We start from the raw sequence: 23,944 nt of genomic DNA, 5'->3' as shown, positions 1-23,944 counted from the left end.
CGTTCTTCGCTTCGCCGGGAGAAGGGGCCTGGAGCACCCGGTCCGCCCCACCGGCGCACTCTCCGCCTTCGATCCACAGGCTGTGCACAGGTGACGGGTCGCCACCGCTTCGGGCGTCCCGCACCTCGGGGCTGCCCCCTGGACATCAGATGAGGTTAGGCTAACCTACATTCGAATCGTCCTCGGGTGATCCACCCCGTCCGAAAGTAGCCAGAGACATGTCCAACGCCAGAGCCGCCCGCCTCTCCCGCCGCGGCATCCTCGCCGCCGGTGGCGCCCTCGGCCTCGGCGCCGCGCTCGCAGCCTGCGGGGACGACGACGCGAAGAGCACGGGCTCCGGTTCGCCGGCGAGCGCCTCTGCCAAGTCCGGCCCCTGGAGCTTCAAGGACGACCGCGGCACCACGGTGAAGCTGGACGCGATCCCCGCGAACATCGTCGCCTTCACCGGCGTCGCCGCCGCCCTCTTCGACTACGGGATCCAGGTCAAGGGCGTCTTCGGCCCGACGAAGACCGCCGCGGGCAAGGCCGACGTCCAGGCCGGCGACATGGACGTCAGCAAGGTGACGGTACTCGGCAACGTCTGGGACGAGTTCAACGTCGAGAAGTACGCGGCCCTCGCGCCCGACGTGCTCGTCTCCACGATGTTCGACGACGCCGGAACCCTCTGGTACGTCCCCGAGGCCTCCAAGGACAAGATCGCGGGGCTCGCCCCGAGCGTCGGCATCTCGGTCTACGACCGGCAGTTGACCGCTCCGCTGCAGCGCATGTGGGAGCTGGCCGAGTCGCTCGGCGCCGACATGAAGGCCGCCGCCGTCACCGACGCGAAGAAGAAGTTCGAGGCCGCCGCCGCCCGGCTGCGCGCCGCCGCCAAGGCCAAGCCCGAGATCAAGGTGATGGCCGGCTCCGCGAGCGCCGAGCTGTTCTACGTCTCCGGCACGAACCTCTCGATCGATCTGGAGTACTTCAAGTCCCTCGGCGTGAACTTCGTCGAGCCGCCGGAGAGCGCCAAGGCCCAGGGCGGCGGCTGGTACGAGTCGCTGAGCTGGGAGAACGTCGACAAGTACCCGGCCGACATCATCATGATGGACGACCGCTCCTCGACCATCCAGCCCGCCGACGTCACCGAGGCGACCTGGAAGAAGCTGCCCGCGGTGAAGGCCGGTCAGGTCATCGCGCGCTCCCCCGAGCCGATCCTGTCGTACGGCAAGTGCGTGCCGCTGCTGGAGAACCTCGCCGCCGCGCTGGAGAAGGCGAAGAAGGTTTCCTGACCCCCGGGCGGCTCGGATGGAAGCAGGCGAGCCGCCCCTCTCCCTCCCCCGCTGACAGGAGCACCCCCGTGACCACCGCCGTCGCCGCGCCCTTCCGGTTCTTCTCCCTCCAGGTCGCGCGCGCACGGCGGCTCGGTCCCTCGCTCGTGCGGGTCACCTTCGCCGGGGAGGATCTGCGGCACTTCCTCTCCGACGGGCGGGACCAGTCGCTGTCGCTGTTCCTGCCGCATCCCGGACAGGACGCGCCCGCCGTGCCCTTCGAGCTGGGGGACGGATGGTGGCAGGCGTGGCGTGAACTGCCGGACGGGGTGCGGGCGGTGATGCGGTCGTACACCCTGCGCGCCCTGCGCCGCGACGCGCTCGGGCGCACCCGGGAGATCGACGTCGACTTCGTGCTGCACACCCCGGCCGGTCCCGCCTCCGCCTGGGCGGCGTGCGCCGCCGCCGGTGACCGGGTCGTCCTGCTGGGCCCGGCCGTGGCCGACAACCGGGCGATCCGGTTCCGGCCGCCGCACGACACCGACCTGGTGCTGCTGTGGGGTGACGAGAGCGCCCTTCCGGCCGTCGCCTCGATCCTGGAGTCCCTGCCGGCCGGCCGACGCGCCCGGGTGTGGCTGGAGACGCACGACGCGGGGAACGTGAGGGAGTTGGCGACGGCGGCGGACGCCGAGGTCACCTGGTCGGTCGGGAAGGACTCCGTGGACGCCGTGCGCGCCGCCCGGCTTCCGGCCGCCGCACGGCCTTACGTCTGGATCGCCGGCGAGTCGGGAAGCGTGAAGGCGCTGCGCCGGCACTTCGTCCAGGAGCGCGGCGTCGACCGGCGCCGGGTCACCTTCGTCGGGTACTGGCGCCGGGGCATGAGCGAGGAACAGCTCCGCGAGGCCGAGTAGACGCCGGGCCCGCACCGTACCCCTCGGGCCCACCGTGACCGCGCGGGCGGTCGCGCCGGGCCCGGGACGTGATCACGGTCACGGACGAGGCATGGCCCCGATCCCTAAACTTAGGTTAGGCTAACCTAAGTTGAATCCCCGGTTCCGCCCCTGCACCGTCCAGCCGCGGACCCCGTCCCCACCCCCGGAGGACCCCCACCATGCGCTCGCACCTGCTCAATGACACGACCGCTGAGCAGTACCGCCGCTCCGTGACCGAGGGAGTGGAGCGGGTCGCCGCCAAACTGGCCGCCACCCGGCGGCCGTTCACCGGCATCACGGTCGACGCCCTCGCCCCCCGCATCGACGGGATCGACCTCGACCGGCCGCTGGGCGACACCGCCGCCGTGCTGGACGAGCTGGAGGAGGTCTACCTGCGCGACGCGGTCTACTTCCACCACCCCCGCTATCTCGCCCACCTCAACTGCCCGGTCGTGATCCCCGCCGTCCTGGGCGAAGCGGTCCTGTCCGCCGTCAATTCCTCCCTGGACACCTGGGACCAGTCGGCGGGCGGCACCCTCATCGAGCGCAAACTGATCGACTGGACGACCGGCCGCATCGGCCTCGGGCCCGCCGCCGACGGCGTGTTCACCTCCGGCGGCAGCCAGTCCAACCTCCAGGCCCTGCTGCTCGCCCGCGAGGAGGCGAAGTCCGACTTCCCGGCGCGACTGCGCGTCCTCGCCTCCGACGTCAGCCACTTCAGCGTGCAGAAGTCCGCGAAGCTGCTGGGCCTCGCGGCGGACGCCGTGATCCGCATCCCCGTCGACCACGACAAGCGCATGCAGACCGTCGCGCTCGCCCGCGAGCTGGTGCGCTGCGAGCGGGACGGACTCGTCCCGATGGCCGTCGTCGCCACCGCCGGCACCACCGACTTCGGCTCGATCGACCCGCTGCCCGAGATCGCCGAGCTGTGCCAGCAGTACGGGGCCTGGATGCACGTCGACGCCGCCTACGGCTGCGGGCTCCTCGCCTCCGTGAAGCACCGGGACCGGATCGACGGCATCGAACGCGCCGACTCCGTCACCGTCGACTACCACAAGTCCTTCTTCCAGCCCGTGAGTTCGTCCGCGCTGCTGGTGCGGGACGGGGCCACGCTGCGGCACGCCACCTACCACGCCGAATACCTCAACCCGCGCCGCATGGTGGACGAACGCATCCCCAACCAGGTGGACAAGTCGCTGCAGACCACCCGGCGCTTCGACGCGCTCAAGCTGTGGATGACCCTGCGGACCATGGGCGCCGACGGCATCGGGCAGCTCTTCGACGAGGTCTGCGACCTGGCCGCCGAAGGCTTCGACCTGCTGGCCGCCGACCCGCGCTACGACGTCGTGGTCCAGCCGTCGCTGTCCACCCTCGTCTTCCGCTACATCCCCGCAGCCGTCACCGACCCGGCCGAGATCGACCGGGCCAACCTCTACGCCCGCAAGGCCCTGTTCGCCTCCGGCGACGCCGTGGTCGCGGGCACCAAGGTCGGCGCCCGCCACTACCTGAAGTTCACCCTGCTCAACCCCGAGACGACGACCGACGACATCACGGCCGTCCTCGACCTGATCGCCGGACACGCCGAGCAGTACCTGGGAGACTCCCTTGACCGCGCTTCCTGAGCCCGCCCCCGCGACCCGCATCCATGACTTCGTGGGCATCGGGCTCGGCCCGTTCAACCTCGGCCTCGCCTGCCTGACCGAGCCGATAGACGCGCTCGACGGCGTCTTCCTGGAGTCCAAGCCGCACTTCGAGTGGCACTCCGGGATGTTCCTGGACGGCGCCCATCTGCAGACGCCGTTCATGTCGGACCTGGTCACCCTGGCCGACCCGACCTCCCCGTACTCCTTCCTGAACTACCTGAAGGCGAAGGGCCGGCTCTACTCCTTCTACATCCGCGAGAACTTCTACCCGCTGCGCGTCGAGTACGACGACTACTGCCGCTGGGCCGCCGACCAGCTGAGCAGCGTGCGGTTCTCCACCACCGTCGCGGAGGTGACCTACGAGGACGAGCTGTACGTCGTGCGGACGACCGCCGGCGAGGAGTTCCGCGCCCCGCGCCTCGTCCTCGGCACCGGCACGCCCCCGTACGTCCCCGAGGCCTGCGCGGGACTGGGCGGCGACTTCACGCACAACTCGCGCTACCTCCAGCACAAGGCGGAGCTGCAGAAGAAGGAGTCGATCACGCTGGTCGGCTCCGGACAGTCCGCCGCCGAGATCTACTACGACCTGCTCAGCGAGATCGACGTCCACGGCTACCGGCTGAACTGGGTCACCCGCTCCCCGCGCTTCTTCCCGCTCGAGTACACCAAGCTCACGCTGGAGATGACCTCGCCGGAGTACGTCGACTACTTCCGCGAGCTGCCGGAGGACACCCGCTACCGGCTCACGGCCGAGCAGAAAGGCCTGTACAAGGGCATCGACGGCGATCTCGTCGACGAGATCTTCGACCTGCTCTACCGCAAGAACCTCGGCGGCCCGGCGCCCACCCGGCTGCTCACCAACTCCTCCCTCACCGGCGCGGCCTACGCCGACGGCGCGTACACGCTCTCCTTCCGCCACGAGGAGCAGGGCAAGGACTTCGAGCTGACCTCACAGGGGCTCGTCCTCGCAACCGGCTACCGGTACGCCGAACCGGAGTTCCTCGCGCCGGTCCGGGACCGGCTGCGCTACGACTCCCGTGGCAACTTCGACGTCGGCCGCAACTACGCCGTCGACGTCACCGGCCGGGATGTGTTCCTGCAGAACGCGGGCGTCCACGCGCACAGCGTCACCTCGCCCGACCTCGGCATGGGCGCCTACCGCAACAGCTGCATCATCCGCGAGCTGCTCGGCAGCGAGCACTACCCCGTCGAGAAGACCATCGCGTTCCAGGAGTTCGGCGTATGAACACCGTCACCGCCACGGCCCCCGTCGGCCGGCTGTCCTTCCGCCCCCTCGACCCCCTGCGGGACGCCGAGCTGCTGCACCGCTGGGTGACGCACCCGAAGGCCGCCTACTGGATGATGCAGGAGGCGCGGCTCGTCGACGTCGAGCGGGCCTACATGGAGATCGCGGCCGACGAGCACCACCACGCCCTGCTCGGCCTGCACGACGGCGAGCCCGCATTCCTCGTGGAGTACTACGACCCCCGCCACCGCGAGCTGGTCGGCCTGTACGAGCCGCGGCCCGGGGACGTCGGCATGCACTTCCTGGTCGCCCCCACCGACCGGCCCGTGCACGGGTTCACGCGCGCCGTGATCACCGCCGTCGTGGCCCGTCTCTTCGAGGACCCGGCCGTCGACCGCGTCGTCGTCGAGCCGGACGTGTCCAACAGGGCCGTGCACACGCTGAACGAAGCCGTCGGATTCGTGCCCGAGCGGGAGATCCAGAAGCCGGAGAAGCGGGCGCTGCTGAGCTTCTGCACCCGCGAACAGTTCGCCTCGGCCACGGGGGTGACGGCATGAGCCTCGCCGACGCCGTGACCCATCTCTCCCCCGAGCGCTGGGCGCAGGCCAACCGCCTGCTCGTCCGCAAGGCCCTCGCGGAGTTCGCGCACGAACGCCTGATCACCCCCGAGGAGCAGGACGGCCGGTACGTCGTCCGCAGCGACGACGGGCAGACGGCGTACCGCTTCACCGCCGTCCGCCGCGCCCTGGACCACTGGCAGGTGGACGCCGGCTCGATCACCCGCACCCGCGACGGCGTCGAACTCCCCCTGGAGGCGCTGGACTTCTGCGTCGAGCTGCGCAAGACGCTGGGCCTGAGCGACGCGATCCTGCCGGTCTACCTGGAGGAGATCTCCTCGACCCTCTCCAGCACCTGCTTCAAGCTGACCAAGCCGCCGCTCACGTCGGCGGAACTGGTCAGGAGCGGCTTCCAGGCCGTCGAGACCGGGATGACCGAGGGCCACCCGTGCTTCGTCGCCAACAACGGGCGGCTCGGCTTCGGCGTCCACGAGTACCTGTCGTACGCCCCGGAGACGGCGAGCCCGGTCCGGCTGGTGTGGCTGGCGGCCCACCGCTCACGGGCCGCGTTCACCGCGGGCGTGGGGATCACGTACGAGTCGTTCGTGCGCGCGGAACTGGGCGAGGACACGGTCGACCGGTTCGACGCGATCCTGCGCCGGCGGAACCTGGACCCCTCCGACTACCTGCTCATCCCCGTCCACCCCTGGCAGTGGTGGAACAAGCTCTCCGTCACCTTCGCGGCCGAGATCGCCCGCGGAAACCTGGTGTGTCTCGGCGAGGGCGACGACGAGTACCTGGCGCAGCAGTCCATCCGGACGTTCTTCAACCGGTCCCACCCCGGGAAGCACTACGTCAAGACGGCCCTGTCCGTGCTCAACATGGGTTTCATGCGGGGGCTGTCGGCCGCCTACATGGAGGCGACCCCGGCCATCAACGACTGGCTGGCCCAGCTCATCGACAACGACCCCGTGCTGAGGTCGAGCGGCCTGTCGATCATCCGGGAGCGGGCGGCCGTCGGCTACCGGCACCTGGAGTACGAGGCCGCCACGGACCGCTACTCGCCGTACCGCAAGATGCTGGCCGCGCTGTGGCGCGAGAGCCCCGTCCCCTCCCTCCGGGACGGCGAGTCGCTCGCGACCATGGCCGCGCTGCTGCACGTCGACCACGAGGGCAGGTCGGCGGCGGGCGCGCTGATCGAGCAGTCCGGGCTGCGCCCCACCGAGTGGCTGCGCGCCTACCTGGATGCGTACTACACGCCGTTGCTGCACTGTTTCTACGCCTACGACCTGGTCTTCATGCCGCACGGCGAGAACACGATCCTGGTGCTCAGGGACGGCGTCGTGCAGCGGGCGGTCTACAAGGACATCGCCGAGGAGATCGCCGTCCTGGACCCGGACGCGGTGCTGCCGCCCGAGGTCCGGCGCATCCGCGTCGAGGTGCCCGACGACACGAAGCTGCTGTCCGTCTTCACGGACGTCTTCGACTGCTTCTTCCGCTTCCTCGCCGCCGGCCTCGCCGACGAGGGGATCCTGGAGGAGGACGACTTCTGGCGCACGGTCGCCGAGGTCACCCGCGCCTACCAGGAGGCGCATCCCGAACTGGCCGACAGGTTCCGCCAGTACGACGTGTTCGCCCCCGAGTTCGCGCTGTCCTGCCTCAACCGGCTCCAGCTGCGCGACAACAGGCAGATGGTGGACCTGGCGGACCCGTCGGGAGCCCTCCAGCTGATCGGCACCCTGGAGAATCCCGTCGCGGGGTTCTGATCGGGCGCGCGGGCGCCCCCGGGCACGGTCTCCGGGGGCGCCCGTCGCCGTGTTTGGAAGAATCCCCCCATGGCGGAAATCATCCAGCGCGACGGAACATGGGTCTTCGACGGCGACGCCCTGCGGCTGACCCCCGGCCGGGACAAGAACGTCAGCCTGCTCCGCCGGACTCTGGGCGAACTGACCGTCCCCCTGGACGCGTTGGCCGGCGTCTCGTTCGAGCAGGGCAAGAAGGCGGGACGGCTCAGGCTGCGGCTGCGCGACGGCGCGGACCCCCTGCTGCACGCGACCGGCGGCCGGCTGACCGAACCGCACGACCCCTACCAGCTGACCGTCGAGCCCGACCGCTACGGCGTCGCCGAGTACCTCGTGGACGAGGTGCGCCGCGCACTGCTGCTCGACGGGGTCCCGGCCGGCCCGGTGGACGCCTTTCTGCTGCCCGGCCCCGCCGTGCCCCTGTCGGTCTCCGCCGGGGACGGCACCGCGAGCTTCGACGGCGAACGGGTGCGCCTGGAGTGGAACTGGAAGACGGAGGAGTCCAAGGCCTCGGCCGGCGCCCGCAGTATCGGCGTCGCCGAGATCGAGGGCGTGGAGTGGCAGCCCGCGGTCGGTCTCGAGAACGGTTGCCTGCGTTTCCGGCTGCGGCACGCGCCGACGAGGACCCCGGCCAAGTACGACCCCAACGCCGTGGAGCTGTGGGGATTCAAGAAGGACCCCCTGATGGCGCTGCTCGCCGCGGCCGTGCAGGCCCGGCTGCCCCACCCGGCCGCCCCCGAGGACGCGGTGCCGGCGTCTCCAGCGCCGGGCCTGCCGCCGGGGGCCGTGCCCGCCCCCGCGTCCGGCCACGACCACGACGCCCTGCTGCGCCGGCTGCGCGAGCTCGGCGAACTGCACCGCGACGGCGTTCTGACGGACGACGAGTTCGCCCTCGCCAAGCAGGCGGTCTTGCACCGCATGTGACGCGGACGGGGACCGCCTGCCGGCGTGGACGTGTGCGCCCCGCCTTCCGGGCGCACCGGCGCCGCTACTTCGCCCGGCGGGCCACCGTGAAGTGGTCGATGCGGTCGCCGGTCTCCGCGATGCCCTGCACCTTCAGGGTCGTGTAGTGGCCCTTGGGCGCGGGGGTGACGTCCACGCGCAGGAACGAGTAGTTCAGGTAGCGCACACGCGACCAGGTGACGGTCTCGTTCTGCTTGCCGCCCTTGAGGTTGACGAACGAGGCCACCGAGTCGACCTCGTTCTCGTGGCCCTCGTACGAGTCCGGCGCGGTGAAGGAGTACAGGCTGCGGCCGGCCGCGCCCGCCGTCACGTAGACGACGCCCTCGGTCTCGGGGTAGGCCGTGCCCCCGATCGGCAGCTTCTTGGTGACCTCGTCGCCCTTGATGACGTCGGTGCGCTCGTACTGGTGGTTGTGCCCGTTGATGACCAGGTCCACCTGGTACTTGTCGAACAGCGGCACCCACTCCTGGCGCACGCCCCCCTCCGAGGCGTGCGCGGTGGAGGTGCAGTAGGCGCAGTGGTGGAAGAAGACCACGACGAAGTCGATGTCCTTCGCGGCGCGGAACTTCTTCAGCTGCGCCTCGAACCACTTGGTCTGGGTGCCGCCGGAGATGCCGAGGTTGGCCGGGATCTCGAAGGAGACGTCGTTGGGGTCCAGCGAGACGACCGCCGTGTTGCCGTAGACGAAGGAGTAGACGCCCGGGAGGTTCTTCTTGTCGGGGCCGTTGTCGGGGAGGTTCCAGCGGGCCTCCTCGCCGCCGTAGCCGTTGGGCGAGTACCAGGCCTCCATGTCGTGGTTGCCGTACGACACCATCCACGGCACCGACTTGGACACGGACTCGGTCTGGGCGAGGAACTGGTCCCAGGTACGCGAGTCGAAGACGGTGTCCGAGGTCTTGCCCTGCCCGGCGGGGTCGCCGTAGGCGATGTCACCGGCGTGCAGGTGGAAGGCCGGGTTCTGGCCGAGGATCAGGCTGTCGTTGGCCAGCGCGTGATAGCTGACGCCCTGGTCGCCGAAGGCCGTGAAGGTGAAGGGCGCCTTGTGGGCGGGGGCCGTGGTGAAGGTGCCCAGGGTGCCCAGCAGGTGCGGCGCGGCCGGGTCGAAGCCCGCGTGGCCGACGCCGTAGTAGTAGGTCCTGCCCGGCTTGAGGCAGGTGAGCTCGGCGTGCACGTAGTACTGGGTGTGGTCGCCGCTGGCGCCGACGCCGGCCGGGGTATAGAGGGTGCGCACCTCGGCCTCGATCTTGCGGGAGAGGTCCCAGGGGTGGGCGCCGATGCGGATGAACGGCTTCCGTACCGCGACCGGGACCTGCCAGGAGACGGTCATCTCGGTGCGCGGGTCGTTGCCGTAGGCGAGGTGACGGCCGAAGGGGGCGACGAGAGCGCCGTCGACGGTCTCGGTGTGCGAGAGCGGCTGGGTGGGAACGGCGGCCTGGGCCGTGGCGCCCGTCACGAACGCGCCACCGGTGACGGCGCCCAGTGTGACCGCGCCGCCTCTGATCATCGTGCGCCGGGAGAACCTGGTGCGCAGGTACTCGTGCTGTTCGGCCATGCTCATACGGTCGGCGAGCCGGTCGGGTACGCCCATGCGAGGAGTGTCCATGACGTCTGAAAGTCGTCGCTTCGGACTACGGGCCGCCGGACGCCACATGGACGGCGCGCGAACAGGCGCTCATAACACATTCAATGTTCGACCAAGGCCCCTTAACGGGGGCCTGCCCGAAATCGGGCAGGTTTCTTGCGAAACCGGCTCTCGTACCCCAGGATCTACCGGGTGCACGACGAACTTGTTGATCACCTGACGCGTTCCACGCCCCTCCAGCGGGGCGAGGCGCTGCGGGTGATCCAGGATGTGCTCGCCTACTTCGACGAGACGACCGAGAACTACGTCCGTCGCCGCCATCGCGAGCTCCAGGCCCAGGGCCTGGTGAACGCGGAGATCTTCGGACAGATCGAGGCGGACCTGAAATACCGGGCGGTCGCACCGCCGGAGCTCTCGCTCCGGCAGCTGCGGCGCATCGTCTACGGCTGATCGAAAGCTTGGGGATACCTTCATATGTGCGGAATCGTCGGATACATCGGCAAGCGGGACGTCGCGCCCCTGCTGCTGGAGGGACTGCAGCGCCTGGAGTACCGCGGGTACGACTCCGCGGGCATCGTCGTCACCTCGCCGAAGACGGCCGGCCTGAAGATGGTCAAGGCCAAGGGCCGGGTCCGCGACCTGGAGGCCAAGGTCCCGGCGCGCTTCAAGGGCACGACCGGCATCGCGCACACCCGCTGGGCCACCCACGGCGCCCCTTCCGACGTGAACGCCCACCCGCACATGTCGGCCGACCTCAAGGTCGCCGTCGTCCACAACGGCATCGTCGACAACGCCTCCGACCTGCGCAGGAAGCTCGAGGCCGACGGCGTCGAGTTCCTCTCCGAGACGGACACCGAGGTGCTCGTCCACCTCATCGCCCGCTCCCAGGCCGACAAGCTCGAGGACAAGGTCCGCGAGGCGCTGCGCGTGGTCGAGGGCACCTACGGCATCGCCGTCATGCACGCCGACTTCAACGACCGCATCGTCGTGGCCCGCAACGGCTCGCCGGTCGTCCTCGGCATCGGCGAGAAGGAGATGTTCGTCGCCTCGGACATCGCCGCGCTGGTCGCCCACACCCGCCAGATAGTCACCCTCGACGACGGCGAGATGGCCACCCTCAAGGCCGACGACTTCCGCACGTACACCACCGAGGGCACCCGCACCACCGCCGAGCCCACCACCGTGGAGTGGGAGGCCGCCTCCTACGACATGGGCGGCCACGACACCTACATGCACAAGGAGATCCACGAGCAGGCCGACGCCGTGGACCGCGTGCTGCGCGGCCGCATCGACGACCGCTTCTCCACCGTGCACCTCGGCGGCCTCAACCTGGACGCCCGCGAGGCGCGCCAGATCCGCCGCGTGAAGATCCTCGGCTGCGGCACCTCGTACCACGCGGGCATGATCGGCGCCCAGATGATCGAGGAGCTCGCCCGCATCCCCGCCGACGCCGAGCCGGCCTCCGAGTTCCGCTACCGCAACGCGGTCGTGGACCCCGACACCCTGTACATCGCCGTCTCGCAGTCCGGTGAGACGTACGACGTGCTGGCGGCCGTGCAGGAGCTGAAGCGCAAGGGCGCCCGGGTGCTGGGCGTGGTCAACGTGGTCGGCTCGGCGATCGCCCGCGAGGCCGACGGCGGCGTGTACGTGCACGCCGGTCCCGAGGTCTGCGTCGTCTCGACGAAGTGCTTCACCAACACCACGGTCGCCTTCGCGCTGCTCGCCCTGCACCTGGGCCGCACCCGCGACCTGTCGGTGCGCGACGGCAAGCGGATCATCGAGGGGCTGCGCAAGCTGCCCGGCCAGATCGCGGAGATCCTCTCCCAGGAGGAGGAGATCAAGAAGCTGGCCGAGGAGTTCGCCGAGGCCCGTTCGATGCTCTTCATCGGCCGCGTCCGGGGCTACCCGGTGGCCCGTGAGGCCTCCCTGAAGCTCAAGGAGGTCTCGTACATCCATGCCGAGGCCTACCCGGCGTCCGAGCTCAAGCACGGCCCGCTGGCCCTCATCGAGCCCGCCCTGCCGACGGTCGCGATCGTCCCGAACGACGACCTGCTGGAGAAGAACCGCGCGGCCCTCGAGGAGATCAAGGCCCGCAGCGGCCGGATCCTCGCGGTGGCCCACGAGTGCCAGGAGAAGGCCGACCAGACGATCGTCGTCCCGAAGAACGAGGACGAGCTCGACCCGATCCTCATGGGCATCCCGCTCCAGCTCCTCGCCTACTACACGGCGAAGGCGCTCGGCCGGGACATCGACAAGCCGCGCAACCTCGCGAAGTCGGTGACGGTCGAGTAGCCGAGCCGGACACGGAGCGGCCTCCCGCGTGCGCCACCTGCACGCGGGGGGCCTTTCTCGCACCGGGGCCGCCAGACTCCCCGGCGCCGGCTGCCGATCAGCCCGCGGCCGTCACTCCGGGGCGGGCAGCGCGTCGGGAGAAGGCGGTCGGCCAGTGGGCCAGCGCGGCCGTGGCCGCGTACCAGGCGACCGCGCCCGCCGCGACGGCGAACCAGCCGCCCGCCTTGGTGAGGCCGTCGCTGTCGGCGAACCGGGCGACGGCCATCAGCACGAGCCCGGCGCAGAACAACCCGTAGGCGCCCTGGCCGAGTTGGTCGCCGCCGGCGAGGGTGAGGGAGAGCGCCACGAGGGCGAACAGGAGCAGGAATAGCCCCGCCGCGTTGTCGGAGGCCTGGGCTCCGGCGGAGACGGCCCAGGTGAACCAGAAGGCGCCGAGGACGGTGTAGGCGGTGCCGGTGGCCGTGTCACGGTCCCGGAGGGCGAACAGGCCGGCGACGAACAGGGCGACGCCGCCGATGTAGTGGGCGATCGATACGGCGTCCGCAGCCGTCACGCCGTCGATGAGGTCGGTGTACCCGAGACCGAAGGCCAGCAGGGTGACGCCGAGGGCGAGCCGGCCGGCGATCGTGGTGGTGCTGCTTCCCGCAGAGACGTCGTTGTCCACGGTGAAGCTCCCTTCAGGCATGTGCAGTTGTGTGAGCGATATATGCCCTTCACAAAGGCACAAACACCTCTACGCGTCAGTAGTTTTACGCTGCGCGCACAGGGGGCCGCACGCCCTCGGGATCGCATCCCACCTGGGAGGACGGCGGGTCAGGGAATGACGATGACGGGCCGCTTCGCCCGCTTGGCGAGCCGCCCGGCGACAGAGCCGAAGAGCCGGCCGACGAGGCCGTGCGTCGAGCCGACGACGATCGCGTCGGCCTCGTACTCCCGCCCCACCTCTTCGAGTTCGTGGCAGATGTCGCCGCCGCGCTCGACCAGGATCCAGGGCACCTCGGCGAGGTAGTCCGCGCACGCCAGCTCCAGACCGAGCACCTCGGTGCGGTGGTCCGGCACGTCGACGAAGACGGGCGGCTCACAGCCGGCCCACACCGTGGTGGGCAGCCGGTTGGCGACATGGACGATGATCAGCCCCGAGCCGGAGCGATGCGCCATGCCGATGGCGTACGCGAGAGCGCGCTCGCTGGACGTGGAGCCGTCGAAGCCCACGACCACGCCGTGCTTGAAGGCGGGATCGCAGGAATGACGTGCCTCTTCGGCCGCCAGGGGCTCGGCCGCCGTGGGATCGGCGACGGGCCGCTTGCGGTCCGCGGGTTCGAAGAATTCGTGACCGGCCATGGCTGTCTCGGCGTATCGATCCTTATACGGGTGCGACGACAGTGAGCGGCGGAGCTGTCCGGGAATGGTCTTCCCGACCCCATACCCCCAAGGGTACGGCGGCACGCCTCCTGGGCCCAGATCCCGCACACCCTCGGTGGGGGTTCCAGGGAGCATGCACGAGCGGACGCCCGTAACGCAATGGTTGCTGCCCCGTACAGGCGGTTTGCACGGGGTTCGCTCGCACGGAACCCGCCGTCGGCAGTGACCGACCGCTCGAACAGGCGTTGAACCACTTGCACCGCCGCCGCCCGACCCCCTGCCGACCCGCCGTCCGCCCCGCAGTCCGGAAAGGAGCCCGCCCCGTGCCCTCGCCCCGCCTCCGCCCCGAGAACCGGCCCGAGAACCGGCCCGGCGACGACCGGACCACCGGCCTGATCCGCTGGGCGGCCTTCACCTGCGCGCTCGTCCCGGTGGTCCTGCTCTGGTACGGGACCTCCCTGGCCGGCACGGCCGGCACCGCCCTCGGCCTCGCCGCCGTCACGGCCGTCTGCCGGCTGCTGCTGCGCCGGTCGGAGCGGCATCCGGCCCGGCTGCTGACCGGGGAGCAGCCCTCGCAGACGCACCATCGCGGGCGTCGTCAGCGGACCGGAACGGGGTCGCACCGTGGCGGTCGTCACTCCGGGGGAAACTCACCGGTCGGTTGACCGGTTTTCACACATGGACCCGCTTCTTTTCAGCCAACTTCCGGTCCCTGTGCATCTCTTGCCGTAACCACCCCCCACCCCCCGTTCCACCTGCACGGAAAGGGTCTTCGGGACCCTGCGCACCCTACGGGGATTGGCCACCACACCGAGGCGCACTTCCCTGCACGGCCCACGAGTGCAACGCTTCGTGATCGAATGCTTCACGCCAAGTTGCCATGTCGACAATCCGCCGGGTGGTGAACCGGCCACGCGGGCATTGTGCGACACGTTAGATTCGATCTTGACTGTCTACGGCGGGGGACTCGTGCAGGACCGAGGGGAAACGTGCAGGAGCGACACAACCGAGGAGCCGCGACCACCGAGGGGGGCTTAGCAGGATGAGCCACGACTCCACTGCCGCGCCGGAAGCCGCGGCCCGGAAGCTTTCCGGGCGACGCCGCAAGGAGATCGTCGCCGTGCTGCTGTTCAGCGGCGGCCCCATCTTCGAGAGTTCCATTCCGCTGTCGGTGTTCGGGATTGACCGCCAGGACGCCGGCGTGCCGCGCTACCGCTTGCTGGTGTGCGGCGGTGAAGAAGGCCCGCTGCGGACCACAGGGGGCCTGGAACTCACCGCGCCACACGGCCTCGAGGCGATCGCACGGGCGGGCACGGTCGTCGTGCCGGCCTGGCGTTCGATCACCTCGCCGCCGCCGGAGGACGCGCTCGACGCACTGCGCCGGGCGCACGAGGAAGGCGCACGCATCGTGGGCCTGTGCACCGGCGCGTTCGTCCTGGCCGCAGCCGGCCTGCTGGACGGCCGTCCGGCGACCACCCACTGGATGTACGCGCCGACGCTGGCCAAGCGCTATCCGTCGGTGCACGTCGATCCACGAGAACTCTTCGTGGACGACGGCGACGTGCTGACGAGCGCCGGCACCGCGGCCGGAATCGACCTCTGTCTGCACATCGTGCGGACGGATCACGGCAACGAGGCCGCCGGCGCGCTGGCCCGTCGCCTCGTCGTGCCGCCGCGCCGCTCAGGCGGCCAGGAGCGCTATCTCGACCGGTCTTTACCAGAGGAGATCGGCGCCGACCCGCTCGCCGAGGTCGTCGCCTGGGCGCTGGAGCACCTCCACGAGCAGTTCGACGTGGAGACGCTGGCGGCGCGCGCCTACATGAGCCGTCGCACCTTCGACCGCCGTTTCCGGTCGCTGACCGGCAGCGCTCCGCTGCAGTGGCTGATCACCCAGCGGGTGCTGCAGGCGCAGCGACTGCTGGAGACCTCGGACTACTCCGTGGACGAGGTCGCCGGCCGGTGCGGCTTCCGCTCGCCGGTGGCCCTGCGCGGCCACTTCCGCCGCCAGCTCGGCTCGTCGCCCGCGGCGTACCGGGCGGCGTACCGGGCGCGCAGGCCGCAGGGCGAACGCCCGCCGGACAGCGAGCCGTCGCCGCCACCGCCGCCGTCGCTGCACTCGGAGACACCGGGACCGGTGCCGCCGCAGGTCCGGCGCACCGCCGCGACGGCCGGACCGGTGGGCGCGTCCGCGTCGCTGCCCTCCGAGCACGCCCGCGACGCCTACCTCGCCGCACGGGCGAGCCTTCCGGGGCAGCGCAGCGGTCTGTGACCGGATGACAGCAGTGCGTGGAAGCCGGACGGGCATCTCGGCCCGTCCGGCGTCCGCGTCCACGGACGCCGGGCCCCGTGCCCACCGCGGACGCTTCAAAAGCCGACGTCAGCTTTAGGGTGGGTCGCATGAACGATCGCATGGTGTGGATCGACTGCGAGATGACCGGCCTCTCGCTGTCGGACGACGCTCTCATCGAGGTTGCCGCCCTCGTCACCGACTCCGAGCTGAACATCCTCGGCGACGGCGTGGACATCGTCGTCCGGCCGCCGGCCGAGGCGCTGCAGACGATGCCGGAGGTGGTGCGTCAGATGCACACCGCGTCCGGGCTGCTCGAGGAGCTGGCGGGCGGGACGACGCTCGCGGACGCCGAGGCGCAGGTCCTCGCGTACGTCCGGGAGCACGTCAAGGAGCCGGGCAAGGCCCCCCTGTGCGGGAACTCCGTCGGCACGGACCGCGGCTTCCTCGCGCGGGACATGGCCGCTCTCGAGAGCTACCTGCACTACCGGATCGTCGACGTCTCGTCGATCAAGGAACTCGCCCGGCGCTGGTACCCGCGGGCCTACTTCAACAGCCCCCCGAAGAACGGCAACCACCGCGCCCTCGCCGACATCCGCGAGTCCATCGCGGAACTGCGGTACTACCGCGAGGCCGTCTTCGTGCCGCAGCCGGGACCCGACTCCGACACCGCGAAGTCGATCGCCGCGAAGCACGTCCTGCCCGCCCCGTAGAAAGCCGTGCGCGAGCACCCCTTTGGACCCTGTACACTTTTTCTCGGCCGGTAGGGAGACCACAAAGTCCAACTGCCGGGCGTGGTGGGTGTAGCTCAGCTGGTAGAGCACCTGGTTGTGGTCCAGGATGCCGCGGGTTCGAGTCCCGTCACTCACCCTGAGTCATCAGCCGGTGACTTCCCGCGAGGGAGGTCACCGGCTGATGTGTTTCCCGGGAGCAGTCATGCGCTCAGCCGTCCGTCCCGCGCCGCTCCGCCCCGAGCCGATCGGCACCGCCCGGCTCGATCTCCTCCCGCTGCGCGTCGACCACGCGGCGCGGATGGCGGCCGTACTCGCCGATCCCGCCCTGCACACCTTCATCGGCGGCGCGCCCAGCACGCCCGAGGCGCTGCGCGAACGCTACGAACGCCTTGTCGCCGGCTCGCCCGACCCGTCCGTCTCCTGGTGCAACTGGGTGCTGCGGACACGGGAGGACGGCTGCCTCATTGGGACGGTCCAGGCGACGGTGAGCGGCGGGCGCGAGGCCGAGGTCGCCTGGGTCGTGGGTGTCCCGTGGCAGGGCCGCGGCCTGGCCTCCGAGGCGGCCCGCGGGCTCGTCGGATGGCTGCGGGACCAGGGCGTGCGGACGATCGTCGCCCATGTCCACCCCGACCACCGGGCCTCCGCGGCGGTGGCCGCCGCGGCCGGGCTCTCCCCCACGCGGGAGGAGCAGGACGGCGAGATCAGATGGAGTTCCGGGAGCTCCGGGAGCGTCTGACACCCGACGGAACCCGGCCCGCCACCACCGCCCGGTCCGCCACCGTCACCACCCGGCCCGACGCCACCACCGCCCGGTCCGGCACCGGCACCCGCCCCAGACCGGTCCGGCACCCGCCGCAATCCCGGTCCTGGCCCGTCGCCTCCCGTCAGGACGACGCCCGTCCCACCAGTTCCGTCGCCAGCACCACCTGCCGGCGCTCCAGTCCCCGGGACACCGCGGGCCTGCGGTCCGCGATCTCGGTGAGGAGGAGGTCCAGCATTCTGCGGCCCATCTCCTCGATGGGCTGCCGCACGCTCGTCAGCGGCGGGTCCATGTGACGGGCTATCGCCGAGTCGTCGTAGCCGACCAGCGCCACGTCCTGCGGGATACGGCGGCCCGCCTCGCGCAGGGCCTGGCGGGCCCCCGCCGCCATCACGTCGGAGCCCGCGAAGACCGCGTCGAGCGAGGGGGTGCGGGCCAGCAACTCGTGCATCGCGCGGTGGCCGCCCTCCTCGGTGAAGTCACCCAGGGCGATGAGCCCTTCGTCCACCGGGTGCCCCGCGTCGCGCAGGGCGTCCCGATAGCCGTCGACGCGCCGCTGCGCGCCGTAGACGTCCAGGCGGCCGGTGATGTGGGCGATCCGGGTGCGGCCCCGGGACAGCAGGTGCTCGACCGCCGAGCGACCGCCGCCGTAGTTGTCGGAGTCCACGGACGGGAGCGTCTCCGCGGCGGAACGCGGACCGCTGATCACGGCCGGGATCTCCAGCTGCGACAGCAGGTCCGGCAGCGGGTCGTCGGCGTGCACCGACACCAGCAGGACGCCGTCCACCCGGTGCGCCGCCAGGTACTGGGCCAGCCTGCGCCGTTCGCGATCGCTACCCGCGAAGATCAGCAGCAGCTGCATCTCGGTCTCCGCGAGCTCCGCGCCGACGCCGCGCAGCATGTCCGAGAAGTACGGCTCGGCGAAGAACCGGGTCTCCGGTTCGGGCACGACGAGGGCGATCGCGTCCGTGCGGTTCGCCGCGAGCGCGCGGGCGGCGGTGTTCGGGACATAGCCGAGCTCGGCGACCGCCGCCTCGACCGCCGCGCGGGTCGCGTCGCTGACCCTCGGCGACCCGTTGATCACCCGGGAGACCGTGCCCCGGCCGACACCGGCGCGCGCGGCCACCTCTTCAAGGGTCGGCCGGCCCCCGCTGCGCCCCCGTGCTCCGTGGCCTGCCATGGGCTCCGCCTTCCCTCGTTCGCGCTCGCCTGGAATCTACCTGCCCGTCGGGCCCCGCGGCCGCCGGGGGCCACCGCCCCGCCGACGTCCGCCGCCGGCCGCGATCCTCGTCACTTCACACGCCGGCCGGAGCATTTGTACCGAACTGTGCTTTATGGACTCCGCTTCGTCTGATTAGCTAACAGGCCGATAACTGAACGCATCCTTCCGTGCCACCACCCTTGACACCCCCGCCGGAACCGACGACTCTTCAACACATCACCGGTGGGAGCGCTCCCACGGTACCTGACACATACACATCCCGCACGTTCCCCGCCCGAGCCGCAGCGAGTAACTGACGGGCCCAACATTGCAGTTGGCCGGGGGGTCGGCACGTCAGGGCAACAGGAGGACGTAATGCGAGCACGTACCCGAACCGCCCGCCGGGCGGTTGTCCTCGCGGCCGTCGCGTCGTTGGGCGCCGGCCTGCTGGCCGGCTGTGCCGACGACGGCGGCGACGACAAGGCTTCCGACGGTTCGTCGTCCGGCGGCGGCAAGGGCAAGACCACGATCACTCTCGGTCTGTTCGGCACCTTCGGCTTCAAGGAGGCCGGTCTCTACGCCGAGTACGAGAAGCTCCACCCCGACATCAAGATCGCCGAGAACGTCACCGAGCGGAACGAGAACTACTACCCCGCTCTCGTCAACCACCTGACCACCAACAGCGGCCTGCAGGACATCCAGGCGGTCGAAGTCGGCAACATCGCCGAGGTCGTGGCCACGCAGGCGAGCAAGCTCGAGGACCTCTCCAAGACCGCGGGCGTGAAGAAGAGCGACTGGCTGGACTGGAAGTGGGCCCAGGGCACCACCAAGGACAACCAGACCATCGCGCTCGGCACGGACGTCGGCCCGATGGCGATCTGCTACCGCAAGGACCTCTTCCAGCAGGCCGGTCTGCCCACCGACCGTGCGGCCGTCGCCAAGCTGTGGACGGGCGACTGGAACAAGTTCGTCTCGGTCGGCGAGCAGTACAAGAAGAAGGCCCCCAAGGGCACCACCTTCATGGACTCCCCCGGCGGCCTGATCAACGCGATCCTCAGCAGTGAGAAGGAGAAGTTCTACGACGCCTCCGGCGAGGTCATCTACAAGAAGAACCCCGCCGTGAAGGCCGCCTTCGACCTGACCGCGAAGGCCGCCGAGGAGGGACTGGTCGGAGCGCAGACCCAGTTCCAGCCGGCCTGGGACACGACGATCGCGAACACCAAGTTCGCCGCGATGGCGTGCCCGCCGTGGATGCTCGGCTACATCAAGGGCAAGTCGAAGCCGGACGCCGCCGGCAAGTGGGACGTGGCCGTCGCGCCCAAGTCCGGCAACTGGGGCGGTTCCTTCCTGTCCGTGCCCAAGAGCGGCAAGCACGTGAAGGAGGCCGCGGCGCTGGCCGCCTGGCTGACCGCGCCCGCGCAGCAGACGAAGCTGTTCAGCGTGCAGGGCTCCTTCCCGAGCGCGCCCGGCACGTACACCGAGGCGGCCGTCACCAGCGCCAAGAACGAGATGACCGGTGACGCCCCGATCGGCACCATCTTCGCCGAGGCCGCGAAGTCCAGCCCCGTGCAGGTGATCGGCCCGAAGGACCAGATCATCCAGCAGGGCCTGACCGACAACGGCGTCATCCTCGTGACGAAGGGCAAGTCCGCCGCGGAGGCCTGGACGACGGCCACGAAGACCATCGACAACAACCTGGACAAGTGACCCGCATGGCCACCCGCCACACCACCGCCGCGCCCCCCGTGAAGGAGGGGGGCGCGGCCCCGGGCCGCCCGCCCGCAGCGCCCACGGAGGCGGAGCAGCGCCGGCGGAACCGGCTGTCGCGCCGCTGGCAGCGGGACATCCGCTGGAGCCCGTACGCCTTCGTCTCGCCGTTCTTCCTGCTCTTCCTCGCGTTCGGCCTGTTCCCGCTCATCTACACGGGCTGGGCGTCGCTGCACCAGGTGGAGATGACCGCGCCCACCGACATGACGTGGGTGGGGATGCGCAACTACACGCGCATCTTCGACGACGACTTCTTCTGGAACGCGGCGCGCAACACCCTCACGATCGGGATCATCTCGACCGTCCCGCAGCTGCTGATGGCCATGGGCCTCGCCCACATCCTCAACTACAAGCTGCGCGCCTCGACCTTCTACCGGGTCGCGATGCTCGCGCCGTACGCGACGTCGATCGCGGCCGCCTCGCTGGTCTTCGTCCTGCTCTTCGGCCGTGACTACGGCATGATCAACTGGGCGCTGCACTTCGTCGGGATCGACGCGATCGACTGGCAGAACGACAAGTGGCCGTCGCAGATCGCCGTCTCGTCGATCGTCATCTGGCGGTGGACCGGTTACAACGCGCTGATCTACCTGGCCGCGATGCAGGCCATCCCGCAGGACCTGTACGAGTCGGCGGCGCTGGACGGCGCGAGCCGCTGGAGGCAGTTCCTGCACGTGACGCTGCCGTCGCTGCGGCCGACGATCCTGTTCACGGTCGTCGTGTCGACGATCGGCGCGAGCCAGGTCTTCGGCGAGCCGCTGCTGTTCGACGCCAACAAGGGCGCTTCGGGCGGCGCGGAGCACCAGTTCCAGACGCTGGGCCTGTACCTGTACGAGCAGGGCTGGGTCAACCAGCACCTGGGCCGGGCCTCGGCGATCGCCTGGACGATGTTCCTGATCCTGATCGTGGTCGGCATCGTCAACTACGTCATCTCGCGCCGGCTGCGCGCCAGTAGTTAGGAGTACCGGCCGTGACGACGACGACAACGACCGTGAGGACCGCGGAGCCCGAGGACGCCGTGCCGACGGCACGCAAGGCGCGACGCCCGAAGTCCGCGCAGGCCGGCGGGCACATGCACGGCGGCCCGATCGCCTACATCATCCTGGCCGTGTTCACCATCGTGTCGCTGTTCCCGCTGGTGTGGACGGCGATCGCCGCCTCCCGCGACAACCAGCGGCTGGCACAGAACCCGCCCCCGTTCGTGTTCGGCTCCAACCTCTTCCACAACCTGGACGTGGCCTGGAACGACGCGAACCTGGGCAAGGCCTTCATCAACACGACCATCGTCGCGGGCACGTCGGCGGCCACGATCGTGTTCCTCTCGACGATCGCCGGGTTCGCCTTCGCCAAGCTCCGCTTCCGGGGCCGGGGCGCACTGATGCTGATCGTGATCGGCACCATGATGGTGCCGCCGCAGCTGAGCATCATCCCGCTGTACATGATGGTCGCCAAGCTGGAGTGGACGGACCAGCTCCAGGCGGTGATCCTGCCGTCGCTGGTGAGCGCGTTCGGGGTGTTCTTCATGCGGCAGTACCTCACCCAGGCCCTGCCCGACGAGATCATCGAGGCGGCCCGGGTGGACGGCGCGAGCAGCTGGCGGGTGGTGTGGCACGTGGTGTTCCCCGCGGCGCGCCCCGCGATGGCGGTGCTCGGCATGCTGATGTTCGTGCAGACCTGGAACGACTTCCTGTGGCCGTTCCTGGTGCTGAGCCAGACCGGCAACCCGACCGTGCAGGTCGCGGTCGCGGGCCTGGGCCGTGGCTACACCCCGGACCAGTCCCTGATCATGGCGGGCGCACTGCTCGGCACGCTGCCGCTGCTGCTGGTCTTCGCGATCTTCGGCAAGCAGATCGTCGGCGGCATCATGCAGGGCGCGGTGAAGGGCTGAGCCGCACCGCGCGGCCGGAACGCCCCTCGCCCACGACGCCGGCGGCACAGGCGCGGGCCGTCACGCGTCCATGGATCCCCGGGGGCCGGGTCACCGCCGCCTCGGCCCCCCTCGCACCACATCCCCCCTCAACCTCCGTCGGTCTCGACGACCACTCATGGGAGCGCTTCCATGCCTGAGCCCGTTTCTCCGGTGACCTTTCCTCCCGCCTTCCTCTGGGGCGCGGCGACCTCCGCCTACCAGATCGAGGGGGCGGTGCGGGAGGACGGCCGCACCCCCTCGATCTGGGACACCTTCAGCCATACCCCCGGCAAGACGGCGGGCGGCGAGCACGGTGACATCGCTGTCGACCACTATCACCGCTACCGCGACGACGTCGCCCTGATGGCGGACCTGGGCCTGTCGGCGTACCGCTTCTCCATCTCCTGGTCCCGCGTCCAGCCGACCGGCCGCGGTCCCGCGGTCCAGGTGGGCCTGGACTTCTACCGCCGTCTGGTGGACGAGCTGCTGGCGAAGGGCATCAAGCCCGCCGTCACCCTCTACCACTGGGACCTCCCCCAGGAGCTCGAGGACGCGGGCGGCTGGCCGGAGCGGGACACGGCCTACCGGTTCGCGGAGTACGCGCAGATCGTCGGCGAGGCGCTCGGCGACCGGGTGGAGAACTGGATCACGCTGAACGAGCCGTGGTGCAGCGCCTTCCTGGGCTACGCGTCCGGGGTGCACGCGCCGGGCCGTACGGAGCCGGTGGCCTCGCTGAAGGCGGCGCACCACCTGAACCTGGCGCACGGGCTGGGCACGTCGGCGCTGCGCGCGGCCATGCCGGCCCGCAACTCGGTGGCGATCAGCCTCAATTCCTCGGTGGTGCGCCCGCTGACCCCCGGCGACCCGGCCGACCTGGCCGCAGTACAGAGGATCGACGACCTCGCCAACGGCATCTTCCACGGCCCGATCCTGCGGGGGGCCTACCCCGAGACGCTGCTCGCGGCGACCTCGTCGCTGACGGACTGGTCGTACGTCCTCGAGGGCGATCTGCGCACCATCCACCAGCCGCTGGACGCGCTGGGCCTCAACTACTACACGCCCACGCTGGTCTCGGCGGCGGACGCCTCGGTGCGCGGCCCGCGCTCGGACGGCCACGGCGCGAGCGACCACTCGCCGTGGCCGGGCGCGGACGACGTGGCGTTCCACCTGACGCCCGGCGACCGCACGGAGATGGGCTGGTCCATCGACCCGACCGGTCTGCACGAGCTGATCATGCGCTACACCCGGGAGGCCCCCGGCCTGCCGTTGTACGTCACGGAGAACGGCGCGGCCTACGACGACAAGCCCGACTCGGACGGCCGCGTCCACGACCCGGAGCGCATCGCCTATCTGCGCGGGCACCTGGCGGCCGTGCGGCAGGCGATCGCGGACGGCGCGGACGTGCGCGGCTACTACCTGTGGTCGCTGCTGGACAACTTCGAGTGGGCGTACGGCTACGAGAAGCGGTTCGGCGCGGTGTACGTGGACTACGCGACGCTGACCCGTACGCCGAAGTCGAGCGCCCTCTGGTACGGCCAGGCGGCCCGGACCGGTTCGCTGCCCGAGGCCGAGACCGCCTGACCGGGGGACGGGACCGCCCGGCCGTCGTCGGGACCGCCTGACCGCGCAGACCGCCTGACCCGGGGGGGCAGGGGGAGGGGCG

At 70.5% G+C, this 23,944-nt stretch carries 21 protein-coding genes and 1 tRNA gene; 18 read left to right on the top strand and 4 right to left on the bottom strand.

What is annotated here, in order from left to right:
• The first annotated feature begins 218 nt into the window (after positions 1-218).
• From ACH4ZA_RS18455 to ACH4ZA_RS18425, 7 genes are all read left to right on the top strand, one after another.
• Positions 219-1,268: an ABC transporter substrate-binding protein gene (locus ACH4ZA_RS18455; RefSeq protein WP_319276507.1), complete on the top strand. Its 1,050-nt coding sequence runs from the start codon at positions 219-221 to the stop codon at positions 1,266-1,268.
• Positions 1,269-1,336: 68 nt separating this feature from the next.
• Complete coding sequence (locus ACH4ZA_RS18450; protein WP_398430338.1) at positions 1,337-2,158, top strand: siderophore-interacting protein; 822 nt, start codon at positions 1,337-1,339, stop codon at positions 2,156-2,158.
• A 200-nt stretch (positions 2,159-2,358) separates the two neighbouring features.
• Complete coding sequence (gene desA / locus ACH4ZA_RS18445; protein ID WP_319276504.1) at positions 2,359-3,801, top strand: lysine decarboxylase DesA; 1,443 nt, start codon at positions 2,359-2,361, stop codon at positions 3,799-3,801.
• A complete protein-coding gene (locus tag ACH4ZA_RS18440; protein ID WP_398430336.1) occupies positions 3,785-5,068 on the top strand; it encodes a lysine N(6)-hydroxylase/L-ornithine N(5)-oxygenase family protein in 1,284 nt (427 codons plus the stop codon). The genes desA and ACH4ZA_RS18440 overlap by 17 nt, the downstream gene beginning before the upstream one ends.
• Positions 5,065-5,625, top strand: a complete 561-nt coding sequence (locus tag ACH4ZA_RS18435; protein WP_398430333.1) for a GNAT family N-acetyltransferase — start codon at positions 5,065-5,067, stop codon at positions 5,623-5,625. Before ACH4ZA_RS18440 ends, ACH4ZA_RS18435 begins: the two co-directional genes overlap by 4 nt.
• Positions 5,622-7,391 carry an IucA/IucC family protein gene (locus tag ACH4ZA_RS18430; RefSeq protein ID WP_398430331.1) on the top strand — a complete coding sequence of 590 codons (1,770 nt, stop codon included), beginning with the start codon at positions 5,622-5,624 and terminating at the stop codon, positions 7,389-7,391. The genes ACH4ZA_RS18435 and ACH4ZA_RS18430 overlap by 4 nt, the downstream gene beginning before the upstream one ends.
• A gap of 69 nt (positions 7,392-7,460) precedes the next feature.
• Positions 7,461-8,351, top strand: a complete 891-nt coding sequence (locus tag ACH4ZA_RS18425) for a DUF4429 domain-containing protein (protein WP_319276499.1) — start codon at positions 7,461-7,463, stop codon at positions 8,349-8,351.
• Between the two features lie 64 nt (positions 8,352-8,415).
• Here ACH4ZA_RS18425 and ACH4ZA_RS18420 read toward each other — a convergent pair whose 3' ends face one another.
• Positions 8,416-9,978 carry a purple acid phosphatase family protein gene (locus tag ACH4ZA_RS18420; protein WP_398430329.1) on the bottom strand — a complete coding sequence of 521 codons (1,563 nt, stop codon included), beginning with the start codon at positions 9,976-9,978 and terminating at the stop codon, positions 8,416-8,418.
• Positions 9,979-10,164: 186 nt separating this feature from the next.
• Here ACH4ZA_RS18420 and ACH4ZA_RS18415 point away from each other — a divergent pair, with 186 nt between their 5' ends.
• Positions 10,165-10,422, top strand: coding sequence for a hypothetical protein (locus ACH4ZA_RS18415; protein WP_057574519.1), 258 nt, complete (start codon positions 10,165-10,167; stop codon positions 10,420-10,422).
• A 24-nt stretch (positions 10,423-10,446) separates the two neighbouring features.
• A complete protein-coding gene (glmS, locus tag ACH4ZA_RS18410) occupies positions 10,447-12,264 on the top strand; it encodes a glutamine--fructose-6-phosphate transaminase (isomerizing) (RefSeq protein ID WP_398430327.1) in 1,818 nt (605 codons plus the stop codon).
• Positions 12,265-12,361: 97 nt separating this feature from the next.
• Here glmS and ACH4ZA_RS18405 read toward each other — a convergent pair whose 3' ends face one another.
• Together ACH4ZA_RS18405 and ACH4ZA_RS18400 are read right to left on the bottom strand one after the other, a co-directional pair.
• Positions 12,362-12,928 carry a GPR1/FUN34/YaaH family transporter gene (locus ACH4ZA_RS18405; RefSeq protein ID WP_319276543.1) on the bottom strand — a complete coding sequence of 189 codons (567 nt, stop codon included), beginning with the start codon at positions 12,926-12,928 and terminating at the stop codon, positions 12,362-12,364.
• Between the two features lie 149 nt (positions 12,929-13,077).
• Positions 13,078-13,605, bottom strand: a complete 528-nt coding sequence (locus tag ACH4ZA_RS18400) for a universal stress protein (protein WP_319196115.1) — start codon at positions 13,603-13,605, stop codon at positions 13,078-13,080.
• A gap of 344 nt (positions 13,606-13,949) precedes the next feature.
• Here ACH4ZA_RS18400 and ACH4ZA_RS18395 point away from each other — a divergent pair, with 344 nt between their 5' ends.
• The 5 genes from ACH4ZA_RS18395 to ACH4ZA_RS18375 all read left to right on the top strand — a co-directional run bounded on the left by ACH4ZA_RS18395 (position 13,950) and on the right by ACH4ZA_RS18375 (position 17,383).
• A complete protein-coding gene (locus tag ACH4ZA_RS18395; RefSeq protein ID WP_319276495.1) occupies positions 13,950-14,291 on the top strand; it encodes a hypothetical protein in 342 nt (113 codons plus the stop codon).
• A gap of 377 nt (positions 14,292-14,668) precedes the next feature.
• Positions 14,669-15,895 (top strand): helix-turn-helix domain-containing protein, encoded by a 1,227-nt coding sequence (locus tag ACH4ZA_RS18390; protein ID WP_319276493.1) that lies wholly within the window; start codon positions 14,669-14,671, stop codon positions 15,893-15,895.
• Positions 15,896-16,023: 128 nt separating this feature from the next.
• Entirely contained in the window at positions 16,024-16,626 is a 603-nt protein-coding gene (orn, locus tag ACH4ZA_RS18385) for an oligoribonuclease (RefSeq protein WP_319276491.1), read from the top strand.
• Positions 16,627-16,710: 84 nt separating this feature from the next.
• A tRNA-His gene (locus ACH4ZA_RS18380) sits at positions 16,711-16,783 on the top strand.
• A gap of 66 nt (positions 16,784-16,849) precedes the next feature.
• Entirely contained in the window at positions 16,850-17,383 is a 534-nt protein-coding gene (locus ACH4ZA_RS18375; protein ID WP_398430324.1) for a GNAT family N-acetyltransferase, read from the top strand.
• Between the two features lie 148 nt (positions 17,384-17,531).
• On the opposite strand, the gene ACH4ZA_RS18370 is transcribed toward ACH4ZA_RS18375, so the two are convergent.
• The gene (locus tag ACH4ZA_RS18370) at positions 17,532-18,587 is read right to left on the bottom strand and encodes a LacI family DNA-binding transcriptional regulator (RefSeq protein WP_319276488.1); all 1,056 of its coding nucleotides are present in this window, start codon (positions 18,585-18,587) and stop codon (positions 17,532-17,534) included.
• Positions 18,588-18,983: 396 nt separating this feature from the next.
• Here ACH4ZA_RS18370 and ACH4ZA_RS18365 point away from each other — a divergent pair, with 396 nt between their 5' ends.
• From ACH4ZA_RS18365 to ACH4ZA_RS18350, 4 genes are all read left to right on the top strand, one after another.
• On the top strand, positions 18,984-20,315 hold the full coding sequence (locus ACH4ZA_RS18365) for an extracellular solute-binding protein (protein WP_319276486.1): 1,332 nt from the start codon (positions 18,984-18,986) through the stop codon (positions 20,313-20,315).
• A 5-nt stretch (positions 20,316-20,320) separates the two neighbouring features.
• A complete protein-coding gene (locus ACH4ZA_RS18360; protein ID WP_319276541.1) occupies positions 20,321-21,331 on the top strand; it encodes a sugar ABC transporter permease in 1,011 nt (336 codons plus the stop codon).
• Between the two features lie 32 nt (positions 21,332-21,363).
• Positions 21,364-22,260, top strand: a complete 897-nt coding sequence (locus ACH4ZA_RS18355; protein WP_398430474.1) for a carbohydrate ABC transporter permease — start codon at positions 21,364-21,366, stop codon at positions 22,258-22,260.
• A gap of 171 nt (positions 22,261-22,431) precedes the next feature.
• Entirely contained in the window at positions 22,432-23,862 is a 1,431-nt protein-coding gene (locus tag ACH4ZA_RS18350) for a GH1 family beta-glucosidase (protein WP_398430321.1), read from the top strand.
• The last annotated feature ends 82 nt before the right edge of the window (positions 23,863-23,944 follow it).

Source organism: Streptomyces sp. NPDC020597 (genome assembly GCF_044335095.1).
In the GTDB taxonomy this organism is placed as follows: Bacteria; Actinomycetota; Actinomycetes; order Streptomycetales; family Streptomycetaceae; genus Streptomyces.
The sequence above is the reverse complement of the archived record's forward strand: the minus strand, read 5'-3'. Positions and strand labels throughout refer to the sequence as shown.